Below are 15,822 nucleotides of genomic sequence, written 5' to 3'. Positions count from 1 at the left end.
GTCGACGCCGCCCGGCGTTGGACGGAAAATGGTTGCTGCACCGCAAAGTTAGAAGGCCGTGCGTGATCAGGAAGTTGTGCAACTCACTGGGAACCGGCGGAATTCGGATCATGCTTAAGATTTCGTTAGTGAAAGGAGAGGGCTGTGGCGCACCAAGGCGCCACCGGCGCGCGGTGCAGATAGCGCCGAAGCAGCTAGGGTTTTTTGCGATCGTCTTCAGACAATCGGCATTGAGGAGAATACGCCCAAACCGGACATTTCCTCGCAGCAACTCGGCAAAAATTCTGGCGGTCAGATATCGCCAATAGACGCGCTCACTGGACGAGCCTCAATTGCTACCCACTTCTCCCTGCGGCGGTGGCCTTGTGTGCAGAAAGGCCCAGCAATGCTGCCGGGCCTTTCTTATCGTTGTGCGCTGAACGGTTGGAGTTAGAAGTCCATACCTCCCATGCCACCCATGCCGCCGCCCGGAGGCATGCCGCCAGCGCCGGCGTTCTTCTTCGGCACTTCGGCCACCATAGCTTCCGTGGTGATCAGGAGCGCCGCGACGGACGCTGCGTTCTGGATCGCCACACGAACCACCTTGGTCGGGTCGATGATGCCCTTGGAGATCAGGTTGACGTATTCGCCGGTCTGCGAGTCGAAGCCGTAGGAATATTGATCCTTCTCGAGGATCTTGCCGACGATCACCGAACCGTCTTCCCCAGCATTGATGGCGATTTGGCGGGCTGGATACGACAACGCCTTGCGGACGATTTCGACGCCGGTCTTCTGGTCGTCGTTCTTGGTGCGAAGTCCCTTGAGATGCTGGGAGGCGCGCAGCAGAGCGACGCCGCCGCCCGGCACGATGCCTTCCTCAACCGCCGCACGGGTCGCATGCATCGCGTCATCCACGCGATCCTTGCGCTCCTTCACCTCGACTTCGGTCGCGCCGCCGACGCGGATCACGGCGACGCCGCCCGCGAGCTTGGCCAGACGCTCCTGCAGCTTCTCACGGTCGTAGTCCGAGGTGGTTTCCTCGATCTGCGCCTTGATCTGCTGAACGCGCGCCTCGATGTCGGACCTCTTGCCGGCGCCGCTGACGATTGTTGTGTTTTCCTTGTCGATCATCACCTTCTTGGCGCGACCGAGCATGGAGAGCGTGACGTTCTCGAGCTTGATGCCGAGATCTTCCGAGATCGCTTGACCACCGGTCAGAACGGCGATGTCCTGCAGCATGGCCTTGCGGCGATCACCGAAGCCCGGAGCCTTGACGGCAGCGACCTTGAGGCCACCACGCAGACGGTTGACGACGAGGGTGGCAAGCGCTTCGCCTTCGACGTCTTCCGCTATAATCACAAGCGGCTTGCCGCTCTGCACCACGGCTTCGAGCAAGGGAAGCAATTCATTCAACTGAGATAGCTTCTTTTCGTTGATGAGGACGTAGGCATCTTCCATTTCAACGCGCATCTTGTCGGCGTTGGTGACGAAGTAGGGCGAGATGTAGCCGCGGTCGAACTGCATGCCCTCGACAACCTCGAGTTCGGTCTCGAGCGACTTGGCTTCTTCAACCGTGATGACGCCCTCGTTGCCGACCTTCTTCATGGCGTCGGAGAGGAACTTACCGATCTCGGCGTCGCCGTTGGAGGAGATGGTGCCGACCTGGGCGATTTCCTCGTTCGAGGTGACCTTCTTGGAGTTCTTGACGAGGTCGGCGACTACGGCTTCCACCGCCATGTCGATACCACGCTTCAGGTCCATCGGGTTCATGCCGGCGGCAACCGACTTGGCGCCTTCTCGGACGATCGCAGCCGCGAGAACGGTCGCGGTGGTGGTGCCGTCGCCGGCAGCGTCCGCCGACTTGGAGGCGACTTCGCGCACCATCTGCGCGCCCATGTTCTCGAACTTGTCGTCGAGTTCGATTTCCTTGGCGACGGTGACGCCGTCCTTGGTGATGCGGGGAGCGCCGAACGACTTGTCGAGGACGACGTTGCGGCCCTTGGGACCGAGCGTCACCTTGACCGCGTTGTTGAGAATTTCAACGCCGCGCAACATCCTGTCGCGGGCGTCGACGCCGAATTTGACTTCTTTGGCTGACATAATGATCTCCGTTTGAAACTGATCCTCATCCGGAGGAGCCCGGAGGGCGTCTCGAAGGATGAGATGAGTTGAGCTTGGAGCTCATCCTTCGAGATGCCGGCTGCGCCGGCTCCTCAGGATGAGGGAGCGGGTGCGGTTAGGCGGCCTTCTTCTTGGTAGCCGGAACGTCGGTTAGGACGCCCATGACGTCGCTTTCCTTCATGATCAACAGCTCCTGGCCGTCGATCTTGACTTCGGTGCCGGACCATTTGCCGAACAGCACGCGGTCGCCAACCTTGAGGTCGATCGGGATCAGTTTACCAGCTTCGTCGCGGCCACCCGGGCCCACGGCGACGATTTCGCCCTGCGAGGGCTTTTCCTTGGCACTGTCCGGAATGATGATGCCGCCTGCGGTTTTATCTTCGGCATCGATGCGTTTGACCACGACACGGTCGTGGAGCGGACGGAATTTCATGCGGTCCTCCTTGGCTTTTGCGATTTTCTGGATTGGCAGTCGCAATGAGCGAGTGCTAGCCGCTCTTCACATAAGCTTGTGACGCTGGGGCGCAAGGGCTTCGGCCCACGATGTTTGACTGCGACTTGAGTTTCTGGAGGATGGGCGACTGCTAGCAGGTGACGTAACATGCTGCTAGCGCGTTGATTGCTATGACCTATTGAACGTTTTCCTTTTTGGCGAATTGAGAATCACGCATTACTCTTCAGTCCGGCTGGAGGTTGGCATGGTCGAGAAAGATGCGGTTTCCAAGGATTTCAGGAAGCAGGTCTTAGGCTACGGGCTGACAACAGCGGAGATCGTTTATCGCCGTCCGGATCGGCGCTGGCTGCTGCAAACTTACGTCTGGCAGGACTACGACATGTTTCCGGATTTCCCGGCGTTGAAGGATTTCCTCGCGTTCTGGGAAGCAAAGCTCGAAGGCCCGCTGTTTGCGGTCACCGTGGTGCACTCCAAACTGATCAAGCCTGCCGAACTACGCGCCGTGGACGGAGTCTTCCGGCTGCATTAACGCCGGCGCTACGAAAATCGCAAAGGCATTGAATCGCACCCCCGGGTACGACAACAGCAGAAGCGCATATGCATATGTTGGACGCGTCGCTCAGCACGAGGGGGTAACTGAAGGCAAAGGTCGCGATAATTAGCAAGTGGTCTGCCACATTTGAATTGAACGGCTTTCTTTTTGATTTGTCGGAACGAACCTCCGTAGGCTCGGTTGTCATATGTTCCCGACCATTAAGGAGACGGGATGACCAACAGAATGATCCCAACAAGTATGGTCAGCAGAATCGACAGGGCGATTAGTCCGCCAAGTCCGGCCAGAACCCGAATCAGACGCCTGACCAACAGACGCAAAATCCAAACCAGAGCGGCCAGCAGAGCGGCGGCTAACAAAGAGATCCGCAACGCTAACGAAAACGAATTGCTCGCTTCGACGTGAATGGCATGAAAAGTCTCCTGTCCGTGCTCGACGTAAAGGCTGACCGTATTTACAACGCCGTAAGCGTCGGCAAGCCAGACGGCATCCCGGCTTGTGCCCGTCTTAATGATTACTTGCCGCCCAACTAACCGCTTGAGCGATGTCAGTGCCACGTTGGTGACGGCTTGCCCCAGCTTGTCGTCGTCTTCCTCGATCGCTCCGGCAGACAATACGTGCTCGACACTTCCCATCCACCATTCTTAAGCGCACGATGCGCTTCGGTCCATGCCCTCAGAGGAGGTAGCTATGGAACATCAATTTTTCATTCGCCAGCAAAACCTTAAGCTCTATCGCAGTCTCGTGGCTGCATCGGAAGCGGCGGCAGCGAAAGCTGACGCGCGGCAGGAGAACTTTTTAAAGCTACTGGCAGAGGAAGTAGCGAACGAACCGCCGCCCGGAAAGGACTAAGGCGCTTGATGCCGGCATGAGTGGCTTAACCTGTCAAAAACAGGAGCGGCTGCGGCGAAAGATCCATCTCTAGTGGCAAGTTTAGTTTGCCGTCGTTCCGGACTTCGGCAATTCCCTTCGCGGCATTGCCGAACATACAGGGTATTGTTGGCGCCGCGATCGCGGACATTGCGATATCAATCAGGGGGCGCTTTGCGCGGCGCTAGCCCTTCAAGTACAAAATCCGCCGGTTCACTCCGGGCGCGCCTTACCTGGGTGGGTGCAAATCGCCTTGAAGCCATCGTCCGAGGGACTTGGACTTCATCGGGTCTTCATACGCGGCAAGGGTCGTATGTACGTGGTTGCAGATGGCGCATTCAAAGGTATGCAAGTCGATGCCCGGGCGTGCGAGCTCGATACTGACGAGCATCATCGGGGCCTTGCACTTCGGACAAACGGGGCGCTCAATTGCAACGAATGGAATGACGGACGACAGCCGTTGAGACTGGGGCATGATGCTTCCCTCGAATAGGCGGGAGCGCAACACTCTCTGTCACCGGTAATGCCCAGGAGGCGGAGCGATGATTGTCCTAGTATGCGCCTCCAGGGATCTCAAAAGCGAGTTAATTCGCGGATATTTGGAAGGCACCAGCCCATACGCCGGACCTGCCGGCACACCCTGGCGGGTTTTGCTTGCCTTCCAAATCGGCATGAGGTTGTCTTGAGGTCCTATCGGATATGGGAGACGACCAAGGTGGCAACCGGAACGGTGAAGTGGTTCAACGCGACAAAGGGCTATGGATTCATTCAGCCCGATAACGGCAGCAAGGATGTGTTCGTGCACATCTCCGCGGTCGAGAAAGCTGGGCTCAGCACACTCAATGAGGGTGCAAAGGTCAGCTATGAGGAAGTGCCCAACAAAGGGAAGACTTCGGCGGAGAATTTGAGGGTCGGGTGACTTCGGAAGGGCATGGCGAAGCCCGCCGGCTCACGCCGGAGGGGGCGCGCGGTTCGCTGCGCCGGGTATCTGCAGTCCCAATTGCGCGTCGCATCGGCTTCTGTCAAACGCTTCTGTCACAAAGCTCAGCAGACTTTATGTGGCGAACTTTAGATTCACGCGCCCTAGATCCCGCTCGCGCCCTCGTGCTGGAAGCCGAGATAGCTCGCCGCGACGCGCTGGTTGTTAGCAATATCCTTTGCCGATCCGGACAGGATGAATTCGCCGAGTTCCATGACGTAGGCGCGGTCGGCGATTTGCAGGGCGGCTTGCGCGTTCTGCTCGACCAGCAGCACCGAGACGCCGGCGGCGCGCAGTTCGACGATGGTGCGGAAGATGTCGGCAACGATGATCGGCGCCAGCCCGAGGCTCGGTTCGTCCAGCATCAACAGTTTTGGCGCGCCCATCAACGCGCGGCCCATCGCCAGCATCTGCTGCTCGCCACCCGACAGCGTCCCGGCCAGCTGCTTGCGCCGCTCCTTCAGCCGCGGAAACAGCGTATAGACGCGCTCGAACGATTTTGCTGCGGTAGCCTTCGGAATCCGGAAGGCGCCGAGCTCCAGATTGTCTTCGACATTCATGGTGCCGAACAATTCGCGGTGTTCGGGCACCAGACACAAGCCCGCCGCGACGCGATCCTCGATGTCGAGCGGCGCCATGTCGGCGCCAGCGAAGGCGGTGGCGCCCTTGAGCGGCAGCACGCCCATGATGGCGTTCAGCAGCGTGGTCTTGCCGGCACCGTTGGCGCCGATGATAGTGACGATCTCGTTGTCGGCGACGTCGAGCGAAACCGAACGCACGGCCTCGACCTTGCCGTAGGAGACATGGGCGTCGGAGACCGATAACAGCGCGCTCATGCGGTGGCTCCGAGATAGGCCTTGATCACATCGGGGTTGGTCTTGATCGCGGCCGGCGTGCCCTCCGCGATCTTGGTGCCGAAATCGAGCACCACGACGCGGTCGGCCAGATCCATCACAAAACCCATATCGTGCTCGACCAGGAGCACCGACATGCCGCCGTCGCGCAATTGACGGAGCAGCGCAGCGAGCCGCTGCTTCTCCATGTGGCGCAATCCCGCGGCCGGTTCGTCGAGCAAGAGCAGCAACGGATCGACACACAGCGCGCGTGCGATCTCGACGATGCGCTGCTGGCCGAGCGACAGGCTTCCCGCCAACTGGTTGATCTGGTCGCCGAGGCCGACACGTTCGATCTGGCGCGCGGCTTCCGCCAGCAGCTTTGCCTCATCGGCCCGGTCGAGCCGGAACATGCTTGATATCGCGCCCGAAGACCCGCGCAGATGCGCGCCGATCGCGACGTTCTCCAGCACGGTCATGTCGGGCACCAGCTTGACGTGCTGGAAGGTGCGCGCGACGCCGAGTTTTACCACTTCCTGCGGAGGCGCATTGTCGACCTTGTGGCCGAGCACCGAGATGGTGCCGCCGGTGGTCGTCAGCACGCCCGTGATCAGGTTGAAGGTCGTGCTCTTGCCGGCACCATTGGGACCAATAAGCGCGACGATCTCGCGGGCCTGGACGTCGAAGGAGACGTCGTTGACGGCGATCACGCCGCCGAACTGTTTTCGTGCTTCCTCGATCTGCAGCAGCGCGGCAGCGGAAGCCGGCGCGCGCTCGCGCTTGGCGAGGGGGAGCGACGTGTCGGGCATCTTGCGGCCTGGCTTGAGCGGCAATCGCGCCATCAGCCACGGCCAGACGCCGGTCGGCGCCAGTTGCAGCAAAACGACCAGCAGGATGCCGAACACGATGGTCTCGAGCTGGCTCTGGCCGCCAAAGACATACGGCAGATAGCTCTGCAGGATCTCTTTCAGGATCACGACGATGCCGGCGCCGAGCACCGCGCCCCAGACATAGCCGGCGCCGCCGACCACGGCGATGAACAGATATTCGATGCCGGCCTGCGCGCCGAACGGCGTCGGATTGGCGGCGCGCTGGAAATGCGCATAGAGCCAGCCGGACAGGCCCGCGAGAACCGCCGCATAAATGAACACCAGAAGCTTGGCGCGCGGAGTCTGGACGCCGAACGCCTCGCCGGCGATGTGCCCGCGCCGCAGCGCGCGGATCGCGCGGCCGGTGCGGGAGTCCAGCAGGTTCATGGTCAGCAATGCCGAGACCAGCACCGCGATCCAGATCGCGAAATAGATCGTGCCGGGATCGAGCATTTTGAAATTGCCGATCGAGAGCGGCGGAATGCCCGAGATGCCGTCATTGCGGCCGAGGAATTCCAGCTTGCTGAACAGATAAAACAGCCCGATGCCCCAGGCGATGGTGCCGAGCGGCAAGTAATGGCCTGATAGCCGCACCGTGACGATGCCGAGCAGGACGGCGGCCACGCCACTGACCAGCAGCGAGAGCGGCAGCGTGAGCCACGGCGAAAACCCGTAGGCGGTCGTCAGCACCGCTGTGGTGTAAGCGCCGAAGCCGCAGAAGGCGGCCTGGCCGAATGACGTCAGGCCACCGACGCCGGTCAGGAGCACCAGCCCCATCGCCACCAGCGCGGCGAGGCCGATATTGTTGAGCAGCACGATCCAGAACGGCGGCACACCCGGAAGGAACGGGATCGCCGCCATCACGAGCGCGAAGATGAGGACGGGGGTTCGCTGCGTCATCGCCGTTAGTCCTTCTCTTCCTCGACGGCGGGCGCTGCGAGCGAACGCAGCACGAGCACGGGAAGGATCAGCGTGAAGACGATGACCTCCTTGTAATTGCTGGCGTAGAACGAGGAGAAGGCCTCGACGCTGCCGACGATCAGGGCCGCCACCGCGGTCAGCGGATAGCTCACGAGCCCGCCGATGATCGCGGCAATGAAACCTTTCAGGCCGATCAGGAAACCGGTGTCGTAATAGAGCGTCGTGATCGGCACGATCAGGATGCCGGAAATCGCGCCGATCAGGGACGCCAGCAGGAATGCGATCTGTCCCGACAGCGTGGTGCGGATGCCGACGAGGCGCGCCCCGAGCCGGTTGACCGCCGTGGCGCGCAGCGCCTTGCCCATCCGCGTGAAGCCGAAGAACAGCCAGAGTGCTATGATGAAGGCAATCGTTAGCCCATAGACCGCAAGGCTCTGGCCGGTGAAGCGCAGCGGGCCGATCGTCAATGCCGTGTTGGACAGCGCCGGTCCGCGCAGGCCCTCGGCGCCGAAGAACACCAGGCCCAGGCCCTGCAGCGCGAGATGGCAGCCGACGGAGGCAATCAGCAGCACCAGCACCGAGGTATGGGCGATCGGCTGGAATGCGATGCGGTAGAGGAATAGTCCGATCGCCGTGACGATCAAAAGCGAGAGCGCGATATTGACCGCGATCGGTGTCCTGGGCCCGGCTAGACCGTAGGTCAGGGCCAGGATGGCGGCGGGCAGGACGATGTTGAGGGCAAGGGAGCGCAATGTCCGCTTGAGCCGCAGCGACCGCCGCGCGTCAAACAAGTCGAGAGCAAAGGCGACCAAGCCCATCGCCATCGCCAGCCACGCGGTGCCCGGCACCTTGCCGGTCGCCAGCACGGCGTAGCTCAGTGCGCCGAACGTGACGAACTCGCCCTGCGGGATCAGGATGACGCGGGTGACGGCAAACACCAGCACCAGCGCCAGCCCGAGCAGCGCATAGATCGCGCCATTGGTGATGCCGTCCTGCAGCAGGAACAGCATGATCGTCGTGTTCAAGACTGGCGCTCCCCCTAAAAGCGTCGCCGGTCCTGACCTCGCGCGGTCCGCCGGCCGTTCCATATCTCGGCAGTTGAAAGCCGTCGATATTTGATATATTCAATAACAATTATCAAATATAACATCAAGGGCCCGGCCACCGGCCAGGCCCTTTTCGGGTGCGAGCCTCACGCCATGACAGTTTCCAAGGCAGCGACCGATGCCGTCAAGCCGCCGCGCAACAGCGGCAAGGAAATTGCGGGCGCTGCGGATGGCGCCGCTGACAATGCCGGGCTGCAACTGGGCGAACTGGCCGACCTGCTCGGCTACTCGCTCAAGCGCGCGCAGCTCAAGGTGTTCGAGGACTTCCTGCGCTGCGTCGCGCCGCTGCAACTGACGCCGGCGCAATTCTCGGTGCTGCTGCTGCTCGACCGGAACCCCGGACGCAACCAGACCGAAATCGCCAACACGCTCGGCATCCTCAGGCCGAATTTCGTATCGATGCTGGATGCGCTGGAGAGCCGCGGCCTCTGCGCCCGGATGCGCTCGACCCACGATCGCCGCTCGCACATCCTGGTTCTGACCGACAAGGGCAGGGCAGTGCTGGCGCGCGCCAAGAAGCTGGTCGCCAGCAAGCACGAGGCGCGTCTCAACGAATTGCTGGGCCCGGCCAACCGCGTAGCGCTGCTCGAAATGCTGTCGAAGATCGCGGCGGAGTTCTGAAGGCCCGTCATTCCGGGGCGTGCGGAGCACGAACCCGGAATCTCGAGATTCCGGGTTCGTCGCTACGCGCCGCCCCGGAATGACGGTGTAGATCAATCAGGCCGCGACGATACGGCCCTGAATATCTCGCTGGCCACGGCCCGACAGGAATTGCCGCTCGATCTCGGCGGCGGGAAGCGGCCGGCTGAACAGAAAACCCTGCATCTCCGTGCATCCTTCGGAAGCGATGCTGTGGAGCTGCTCCGCGGTTTCCACGCCCTCGGCGGTAGCCGTCATGCCCATTCCATTCGCGAGCGCGGCGACCGCACGCACGATGGTGAGCGAGCTCGAATCCTCGGTGATGTTCTTGACGAACGAGCGGTCGATCTTGATCTTGTCGAACGGAAAGCTCTGCAGGTAGGTCAGCGACGAATATCCGGTGCCGAAATCGTCCATGGCGATCCGGATCCCGAGCGCGCGCAACTGATGCAGCACGGCCAGCGTCGCCTCCTTGTTGTGGAGCAGGACGGACTCGGTGATCTCGATCTCCAGCCGCGTGGGCGCGAGACCGGAAGCCGCGAGCGCGCTGACGATTACCTGCATCAGGCCGGGGCTGCGAAACTGGATCGCCGAGATATTGACGGCGACGTGAAGGTTGTCGGGCCATTGCGCGGCGGTGGCGCAGGCCTGCCGGATCACCCACTCGCCCATCGGGACGATAAAGCCGATCTCTTCGGCCAATGGAATGAAGTCGGCCGGCGAGATCATCCCCTTGCCCGGATGATTCCAGCGTATCAGGGCCTCGAAGCCGCTGATTTCCTTGCTCGCGAGGTTGACGACCGGCTGGTAATGCAGCTCGAATTCTCCTGCCGGCAGCGCCTTGCGCAGGTCCTGTTCCATGATGCGGCGGGTCTGCATCTGCAGGTCCATCACGGGTTCAAAGAAGCGGAACGTGCCGCGTCCGTCGCTCTTGGCGCGGTAGAGTGCGAGGTCGGCGTTGCGCAATAATTTGTCGGGGTTCGATCCGTCACCGGGGCCGACCGAAATGCCGATGCTGACGCCGATCACGGCCTGCTGGCCGTCGATGTCATAGGGCTCGGTCAGCGCGTCGATGACGCGCTGCGCCAGCGAGGTGGCCTCGGCGGGGTCCGCGACCGTGGCCTGCACGATCACGAATTCATCGCCTCCCATCCGCGCGATCGTGTCGGCCTCGCCAACGAGCCCGCGCAGCCGATCGGCGACGATCCTGAGCAGCTTGTCGCCGCAGGGATGGCCAAAGGTATCGTTGACGGCCTTGAACTGATCGAGGTCGAGGTGGTGGACGGCCAGCATTTCGCCACGCTGAACCCTGCCCAGCGCGTATTCGAGCCGATCGTTCAACAGCACCCGGTTGGCCAGATCGGTCAGCGCATCGTGGTGCGCCATGTATTCGATCTTGACCTCGGACTGCCGCTGCTCGGTGATGTCTTCATGCGTGGCGACCCAACCACCGCCGGGCATCGGCCGGTGCCGGATCTTGAAGGTGCGTCCGTTCATCAATTCGACGATGCTGTCCTTTGCCTCGTTGGAAACCGCCACGTTGGTGCGCCACTGAAGATATTCGTCCCGCGTCATGGCGGGGAAGCTGCCGGCCTCGAAGCGCAGGTCGACGATCTCGATCAGCGACATGCCGGGGCTGACGCGCTCGGGCGCAATATCATACATCTCGACGAAGCGATCGTTGCAGACGATCAGGCAGTGGTCGGCATCGAAGAAGCAAAGCCCCTGCGACATGTTGTTGATCGCGGTGTCGAACTGGAAGTTTCTGACGCGTAGCGTCTCTTCCTGCTCCCTGCCGAGTTCGTATTGTTTCTTCAGCCGGGCATTGAGCTCTTCGCGCCCGGTGACGTCCTCGTGGGTCGCCATCCCGCCGCCGCCGGGCACCGGGTAGACGGTGTAGGCGATGATCCGGCCGTCGGCGAACTCCTGCACCGTGGTGTCGAGTGCGATGTCGCGGCCGACGCGTGCACGGATGTAATCATCGGGGGCGAGCGGCACCTTGAGGCCGAGATCCAGCCGATGCCGGATCAGTTCACTGGTCGGTGTGCCCGGCTTCACCTGCTCAGGCGACAGCCCGTACATTTCCCTGTAACGCTCGTTGCAGAAAACGACTTCGCGTTTCTCGTCGAAAATGACGATCCCGAGCGACAAATGGTTGATCGCCTCTTCGAGCCGCGCACTCAAGGGCGCTGACCGCGGGGCGGTAATCTGGCCGTGATCGCTCATATGGCGTTTCCCCAGCCGCCATCGGCGGCTCTCCTCCCTCCAGGAGAGCGGCCATTAGAAGCCCAAGCTGGTGAATTGCACCTTCGAGGCCGGCAAATGCGTGCCGTTTCTTCGCAACTTGCTCAACAAAGCGTTAACGACGTTTTGGCGCGTACAGGATGCCGGGCGGCGGTTCGGAAAACCTAGGCGGGGTCTACCAAAATCACCCTGACGTCATTGACGTTGGTGAGTGTCGGGCCCGTCAGCAACAGATCGCCGGTGGCCGAAAAGAACGCGGTGGCGTCATTGTTGGCGAGGTAGGCCGCAGGTGAGAGGCCGAGCGACTTCATCTTCGCAAACGTCGCCTGATCGATCACCGCGCCGGCCGGATCGGTTGCGCTGCCGGCGCCGCCGTCGGCGCCGTCGGTGTCCGCGGCCAGCGCCACAATGCCTGACGTGTCCTTCAGCAGATCCGCCAGCGCCAGCGCATATTCCTGATTGGGGCCACCACGACCATTGCCGCGTACGGTCACCGTGAGTTCGCCGCCCGAAAGGATCGCGATGCGTTTACCCTCGCTGCGTGCCTTCAGCGCCAGCCGCGCATGATCGGCCGCAACGTCGCGGGCTTCGCCTTCCAGATCGGCGCCGAGGCCGATGACCTCATAGCCGGCGTCCTTTGCGACCTTGATGGCCGCGTCGAGCGAAGCTTTCGGCTTGGCAATCATCTCGAATTGTGCGCGGGCAAACGCGGCATCGCCGGGCTTGCAGCTCTCATTCCTGGGATCTTCGAGCGCGCGCCTGACAGCATCGTCGACCGTGAGATTATACCGTGCCACCAGCGCGCGGGCGTCCGCCAGCGTACTCGGATCCGGCACCGTCGGTCCCGATGCGATCGCGGACGGATCGTCATGCGGCACGTCGGAGATCGCCAGCGTAACGATTTCGGCGGCGCGCTGTCCGGCGCGGGCCAGCCGTCCGCCCTTGATCCGCGACAGATGCTTGCGGACGATATTCATCTCGCCGATCGGCGCGCCCGACCGCAACAGCGCGCGGTTCACCTGCTGCTTCTGCGCGAACGAAACACCCTCGGCTGGCGCGATCCAGTTCGCGGAGCCGCCGCCAGACAACAGCACCAGCATCAGATCGTCAGCGGTTGCCTCAGCGGCGAGGCGCAGCGTTTCGTCGGCGGCTTTCAGCCCGGCTTCATCGGGCACGGGATGGCCGGCCTCGATCACTTTGATCCGCCGCGTCGGCACGCCGTGGCCGTGGCGCGTGGTGGCAATGCCGGTCAGTCGCGCGGGATCGAGCCCCAGCGCATCAAGATAGTGCCGTTCGGCCGCAGCCGCCATCGCTGCCGCGCCCTTGCCAGCGGCAAGGCAGATCACCCTACCCTTCGGCACCGGGCGCAGATGCGCCGACAGCACGACGTCGGGATGCGCGGCCGCAACGGCCGCATCGAAGATTGAACGCAGGAAGGGGCGTCGGTCGGTCATGGCAATCCTGTCCTAGAGCATGATCCGGAAAAGTGGATACCGGTTTTCCGAAAAGATCATGCTCAAATCAAAGAGATAGAGCGGGATGACGTTTCGAAGAAAAGTCATCACGCGCTAGTGGCCGAGTTCGCCGCTGATGACGTCGCCGAACAACTGCCAGCGCCCGTCCTTGAACTGCATCAATTGCAATTGCTCGATCGGCTGGAAGTCGTCCGGCCCGGTGGAGAGGGTGACGCCCGGCAGCAGCCCGCCTTGCGGAAACTGCTTCAGGCTCGCAGCCTGCTTCATCACGTTCTCGCGGGTCAGATTGTCGCCGCAACGCTTCAACACTTCGACCATGGTGGTCGCCATGTTGTAGCCGGTCATGGCCGAGGAATCGACGCGATTGACCTCCGGCAAATATTTGGTCAGCAGCGCGTCGAACGCCTTGATGCCGGCATCGCCCTCCCACTGTGGATCGCTGGCGTCCTTGGCGTAGGCGGCCGAGATCACGCCCTGCGAATTCTCCAGCCCCGCGGGCCGCATCACGGTCGCGGTGGATGCGCTGACATTGGAGATGATGGTGACCGGCTTCCAGCTCATCTCGCCGAGCTTCTTGATCGCCTGCGCGCCGAACTTCGGCGTGGTGAAGAACACCACGACATCCGGATTGGACGACTTGATCCGCACCACATGCGAGTCGATGGTCGGCTCCGACACCTCGTAGCTTTCCTCCGCAACGATGCGGGAGGTATCCTTGGCGAAGCCGTCCTTCAGGCCCTTCAGATAGTCCTTGCCCATGTCGTCGTTCTGGTAGAGCACGGCGATCTTGGTCGCCGGCTTCTCCTTCGTGAGATACTTCGCGTAGATGCGCGACTCGCTCTGGTAGCTCGGCAGCCAGCCCATGGTCCAGGGAAACGCCTTCGGGTCGTTCCACTTGGTGGCGCCAGTGGCGACGAACAGCTGCGGCACCTTCTTGCTGTTGACGTATTTCTGGATCGCGGTGTTGGAGGGGGTGCCGAGCGTGCCGAACAGCAGCAGAACCTCGTCGCTCTCGATCAGCTTGCGCGCCTGCTCGACGGCCTTCGGCGGTGAATAGGCGTCGTCATAGGAGATGAAATTGATCTTGCGGCCATTGATGCCGCCCTCGTCATTGACCTTCTTGAACACCGCGCCCATCGCCCTGCCGACCACACCATAGGCCGATGCCGGACCGCTATAGGGCACGATGTTGCCGATTTTGATCTCGGTGTCGCTGGCGCCGGTGTCGTACTTCTGCGCCAGTGCGGCGGTTGCGCTCATGGCCATCGCGAGGCCGAGCAGGGTGGTCGCGATACGGCGTCGGGTCAGCAGGGGCATTTCGCAAAGCTCCTTGTTCTTCCGCGCCCAAGGGGAATAGGCGCTGCGGCTTCTTGTGGGGAGTGCCGGGCCGATACCTAGCGCATGATCCGCCGAAGTGTAAGCGGTTTGGCGGGCCAATCGGCTTTTCCGATCGGGCGATAGCAGAAGGCTCACGAAAAGGCCCCCCGCAACGGTGTTGCAGGGGGCCTGATGCGGTTGTCGATTGTGGAGACGAGGCTAGCCGCCGGCGTCGCCGGAGAGAACTTCGCCGAAGCGCTCCCAGGTCTCGCCTTTGAATTTCACCAGTTGCATCTGCGAAATTGGTGCAAAATCGGTTGCTGACGTATTGATCTTGACGCCCGGCAACAGTCCCCCGAGTTCGAGGTCCTTCAAGCTTGCGGCCTGCTTCATCACGTTTTCCCTCGTCAGGTTGTCGCCGCTAGACTTCAGCACATGCTCCAGAGTTTGTGCCACCGTGTACCCGTACATGACGAATGAATCGGCGCGGTTGGCCTCGGGGTAATACTTGTCCAGGAATTCGTTCCAGGCCTTCATGCCAGCATCATTCTTCCACTCCGTATCAGCAGGATCCTTGAGGTATTGCGAAGAGATAATCTCTTGCGCGTTCTCAAAGCCGGCCGGCTTTATGACGCTGCCGATTGAGCCCGAGACGCTGTTGAGGAAGTGGAGGGGCTTCCAGCCGAGCTCGGCGTTCTTCTTGATCGCCTGCGCGGCGAATTTCGGCGTGGTGATGTTGACGAACACGTCGGCTCCGGTCGACTTCAGCTTGACGATGTGGGAGTCGATGGTCGGTTCGGAGACTTCATAGCTTTCCTCCAGGACGATCATCGATGCCCCCTTGGCGCCGAGTCCGTCCTTGAAGCCCTTCAGGTAATCCTTACCGTAATCGTCGTTCTGGTAGAGAATCCCGATCTTGGCGTCCGGCTTGTTCTTCAGGACATACTTCGCATAGATCTGCGTTTCGCTCTGGTAGTTGGGCTGCCAGCCCATGGTCCAGGGGAAGTTCTTCGGATCGTTCCATTTGGTGGCGCCGGTAGCGACGAACAGTTGCGGCACCTTCTTCGAGTTGAGGTATTTCTGGATAGCCGTGTTCGGCGGGGTACCCAGCGGATTGAAGACAACCAATGCCTCGTCGCTCTCGACCAGCTTGCGCGCCTGCTCCACAGTCTTCGGCGGGCTGTAGGCATCGTCGTAACTGATGAAATTGATCTTGCGTCCGTTGATACCACCCTCGGCGTTGACCTTCCGGAAATAGGCTTCTTCGGTCTTTGCGATCACGCCATAAGCGGATGCGGGGCCGCTGTAAGGCATGATGTTGCCGACCTTGATTTCGGTGTCGGTTGCGCCGGCATCGTATTTCTTCTGTGCGAGAACGCTGCTTGACGATGCAGCAAGCAATCCAAACGTGGCTGAAAGAACCGCCAGTTTTTTTAATGCGGACATTTTTGTCTCTCCCTTT

The 15,822-nt window shown here is 61.5% G+C and carries 14 protein-coding genes; 4 read left to right on the top strand and 10 right to left on the bottom strand.

Annotation, left to right across the window (positions count from 1 at the left end; genetic code table 11):
* Positions 1–429: 429 nt before the first annotated feature.
* Together groL and V1283_RS33925 are read right to left on the bottom strand one after the other, a co-directional pair.
* On the bottom strand, positions 430–2,079 hold the full coding sequence (gene groL, locus V1283_RS33930; RefSeq protein WP_334390964.1) for a chaperonin GroEL: 1,650 nt from the start codon (positions 2,077–2,079) through the stop codon (positions 430–432).
* A 136-nt stretch (positions 2,080–2,215) separates the two neighbouring features.
* A complete protein-coding gene (locus V1283_RS33925; protein ID WP_334390963.1) occupies positions 2,216–2,533 on the bottom strand; it encodes a co-chaperone GroES in 318 nt (105 codons plus the stop codon).
* Between the two features lie 265 nt (positions 2,534–2,798).
* Between V1283_RS33925 and V1283_RS33920 the strand changes: the two genes are divergently transcribed.
* A complete protein-coding gene (locus tag V1283_RS33920; RefSeq protein ID WP_334390962.1) occupies positions 2,799–3,083 on the top strand; it encodes an usg protein in 285 nt (94 codons plus the stop codon).
* A gap of 224 nt (positions 3,084–3,307) precedes the next feature.
* On the opposite strand, the gene V1283_RS33915 is transcribed toward V1283_RS33920, so the two are convergent.
* Positions 3,308–3,742 carry a hypothetical protein gene (locus V1283_RS33915; protein WP_334390961.1) on the bottom strand — a complete coding sequence of 145 codons (435 nt, stop codon included), beginning with the start codon at positions 3,740–3,742 and terminating at the stop codon, positions 3,308–3,310.
* Between the two features lie 55 nt (positions 3,743–3,797).
* Between V1283_RS33915 and V1283_RS33910 the strand changes: the two genes are divergently transcribed.
* Both V1283_RS33910 and V1283_RS33905 read left to right on the top strand, forming a co-directional pair.
* On the top strand, positions 3,798–3,959 hold the full coding sequence (locus V1283_RS33910; protein WP_334390960.1) for a hypothetical protein: 162 nt from the start codon (positions 3,798–3,800) through the stop codon (positions 3,957–3,959).
* A 733-nt stretch (positions 3,960–4,692) separates the two neighbouring features.
* On the top strand, positions 4,693–4,896 hold the full coding sequence (locus V1283_RS33905; RefSeq protein ID WP_074278830.1) for a cold-shock protein: 204 nt from the start codon (positions 4,693–4,695) through the stop codon (positions 4,894–4,896).
* A gap of 164 nt (positions 4,897–5,060) precedes the next feature.
* Here V1283_RS33905 and V1283_RS33900 read toward each other — a convergent pair whose 3' ends face one another.
* From V1283_RS33900 to V1283_RS33890, 3 genes are read right to left on the bottom strand one after another with little or no spacing between them, the layout of a single operon-like run.
* The gene (locus tag V1283_RS33900; protein WP_334390959.1) at positions 5,061–5,792 is read right to left on the bottom strand and encodes an ABC transporter ATP-binding protein; all 732 of its coding nucleotides are present in this window, start codon (positions 5,790–5,792) and stop codon (positions 5,061–5,063) included.
* A complete protein-coding gene (locus V1283_RS33895) occupies positions 5,789–7,558 on the bottom strand; it encodes a branched-chain amino acid ABC transporter ATP-binding protein/permease (protein ID WP_334390958.1) in 1,770 nt (589 codons plus the stop codon). Before V1283_RS33895 ends, V1283_RS33900 begins: the two co-directional genes overlap by 4 nt.
* A gap of 5 nt (positions 7,559–7,563) precedes the next feature.
* A complete protein-coding gene (locus V1283_RS33890) occupies positions 7,564–8,604 on the bottom strand; it encodes a branched-chain amino acid ABC transporter permease (protein WP_334390957.1) in 1,041 nt (346 codons plus the stop codon).
* Between the two features lie 174 nt (positions 8,605–8,778).
* Here V1283_RS33890 and V1283_RS33885 point away from each other — a divergent pair, with 174 nt between their 5' ends.
* Positions 8,779–9,306: a MarR family winged helix-turn-helix transcriptional regulator gene (locus V1283_RS33885; RefSeq protein ID WP_334390956.1), complete on the top strand. Its 528-nt coding sequence runs from the start codon at positions 8,779–8,781 to the stop codon at positions 9,304–9,306.
* 96 nt (positions 9,307–9,402) lie between these two features.
* Here V1283_RS33885 and V1283_RS33880 read toward each other — a convergent pair whose 3' ends face one another.
* The 4 genes from V1283_RS33880 to V1283_RS33865 all read right to left on the bottom strand — a co-directional run bounded on the left by V1283_RS33880 (position 9,403) and on the right by V1283_RS33865 (position 15,806).
* On the bottom strand, positions 9,403–11,550 hold the full coding sequence (locus tag V1283_RS33880) for a sensor domain-containing protein (protein ID WP_334390955.1): 2,148 nt from the start codon (positions 11,548–11,550) through the stop codon (positions 9,403–9,405).
* A gap of 182 nt (positions 11,551–11,732) precedes the next feature.
* Positions 11,733–13,022 carry a glycerate kinase type-2 family protein gene (locus V1283_RS33875; RefSeq protein ID WP_334390954.1) on the bottom strand — a complete coding sequence of 430 codons (1,290 nt, stop codon included), beginning with the start codon at positions 13,020–13,022 and terminating at the stop codon, positions 11,733–11,735.
* A gap of 114 nt (positions 13,023–13,136) precedes the next feature.
* Positions 13,137–14,360 (bottom strand): ABC transporter substrate-binding protein, encoded by a 1,224-nt coding sequence (locus V1283_RS33870; protein ID WP_442895799.1) that lies wholly within the window; start codon positions 14,358–14,360, stop codon positions 13,137–13,139.
* Between the two features lie 219 nt (positions 14,361–14,579).
* Positions 14,580–15,806, bottom strand: coding sequence for an ABC transporter substrate-binding protein (locus V1283_RS33865; RefSeq protein ID WP_334390953.1), 1,227 nt, complete (start codon positions 15,804–15,806; stop codon positions 14,580–14,582).
* Positions 15,807–15,822: the final 16 nt, after the last annotated feature.

Origin of the sequence: Bradyrhizobium sp. AZCC 2262, assembly GCF_036924535.1 — a bacterium.
Classification (GTDB): Bacteria; Pseudomonadota; Alphaproteobacteria; order Rhizobiales; family Xanthobacteraceae; genus Bradyrhizobium.
The sequence above is the reverse complement of the archived record's forward strand: the minus strand, read 5'-3'. Positions and strand labels throughout refer to the sequence as shown.

Coding starts and splice junctions, on each gene's coding strand:
- V1283_RS33865 (WP_334390953.1), bottom strand. CDS start 15,806: ATGTCCGCATTAAAAAAACTGGCGGTTCTTTCAGCCACGTTTGGATTG.
- V1283_RS33910 (WP_334390960.1), top strand. CDS start 3,798: ATGGAACATCAATTTTTCATTCGCCAGCAAAACCTTAAGCTCTATCGC.
- V1283_RS33895 (WP_334390958.1), bottom strand. CDS start 7,558: ATGACGCAGCGAACCCCCGTCCTCATCTTCGCGCTCGTGATGGCGGCG.
- V1283_RS33885 (WP_334390956.1), top strand. CDS start 8,779: ATGACAGTTTCCAAGGCAGCGACCGATGCCGTCAAGCCGCCGCGCAAC.
- V1283_RS33880 (WP_334390955.1), bottom strand. CDS start 11,550: ATGAGCGATCACGGCCAGATTACCGCCCCGCGGTCAGCGCCCTTGAGT.
- groL (WP_334390964.1), bottom strand. CDS start 2,079: ATGTCAGCCAAAGAAGTCAAATTCGGCGTCGACGCCCGCGACAGGATG.
- V1283_RS33875 (WP_334390954.1), bottom strand. CDS start 13,022: ATGACCGACCGACGCCCCTTCCTGCGTTCAATCTTCGATGCGGCCGTT.
- V1283_RS33900 (WP_334390959.1), bottom strand. CDS start 5,792: ATGAGCGCGCTGTTATCGGTCTCCGACGCCCATGTCTCCTACGGCAAG.
- V1283_RS33920 (WP_334390962.1), top strand. CDS start 2,799: ATGGTCGAGAAAGATGCGGTTTCCAAGGATTTCAGGAAGCAGGTCTTA.
- V1283_RS33870 (WP_442895799.1), bottom strand. CDS start 14,360: ATGCCCCTGCTGACCCGACGCCGTATCGCGACCACCCTGCTCGGCCTC.
- V1283_RS33915 (WP_334390961.1), bottom strand. CDS start 3,742: ATGGGAAGTGTCGAGCACGTATTGTCTGCCGGAGCGATCGAGGAAGAC.
- V1283_RS33925 (WP_334390963.1), bottom strand. CDS start 2,533: ATGAAATTCCGTCCGCTCCACGACCGTGTCGTGGTCAAACGCATCGAT.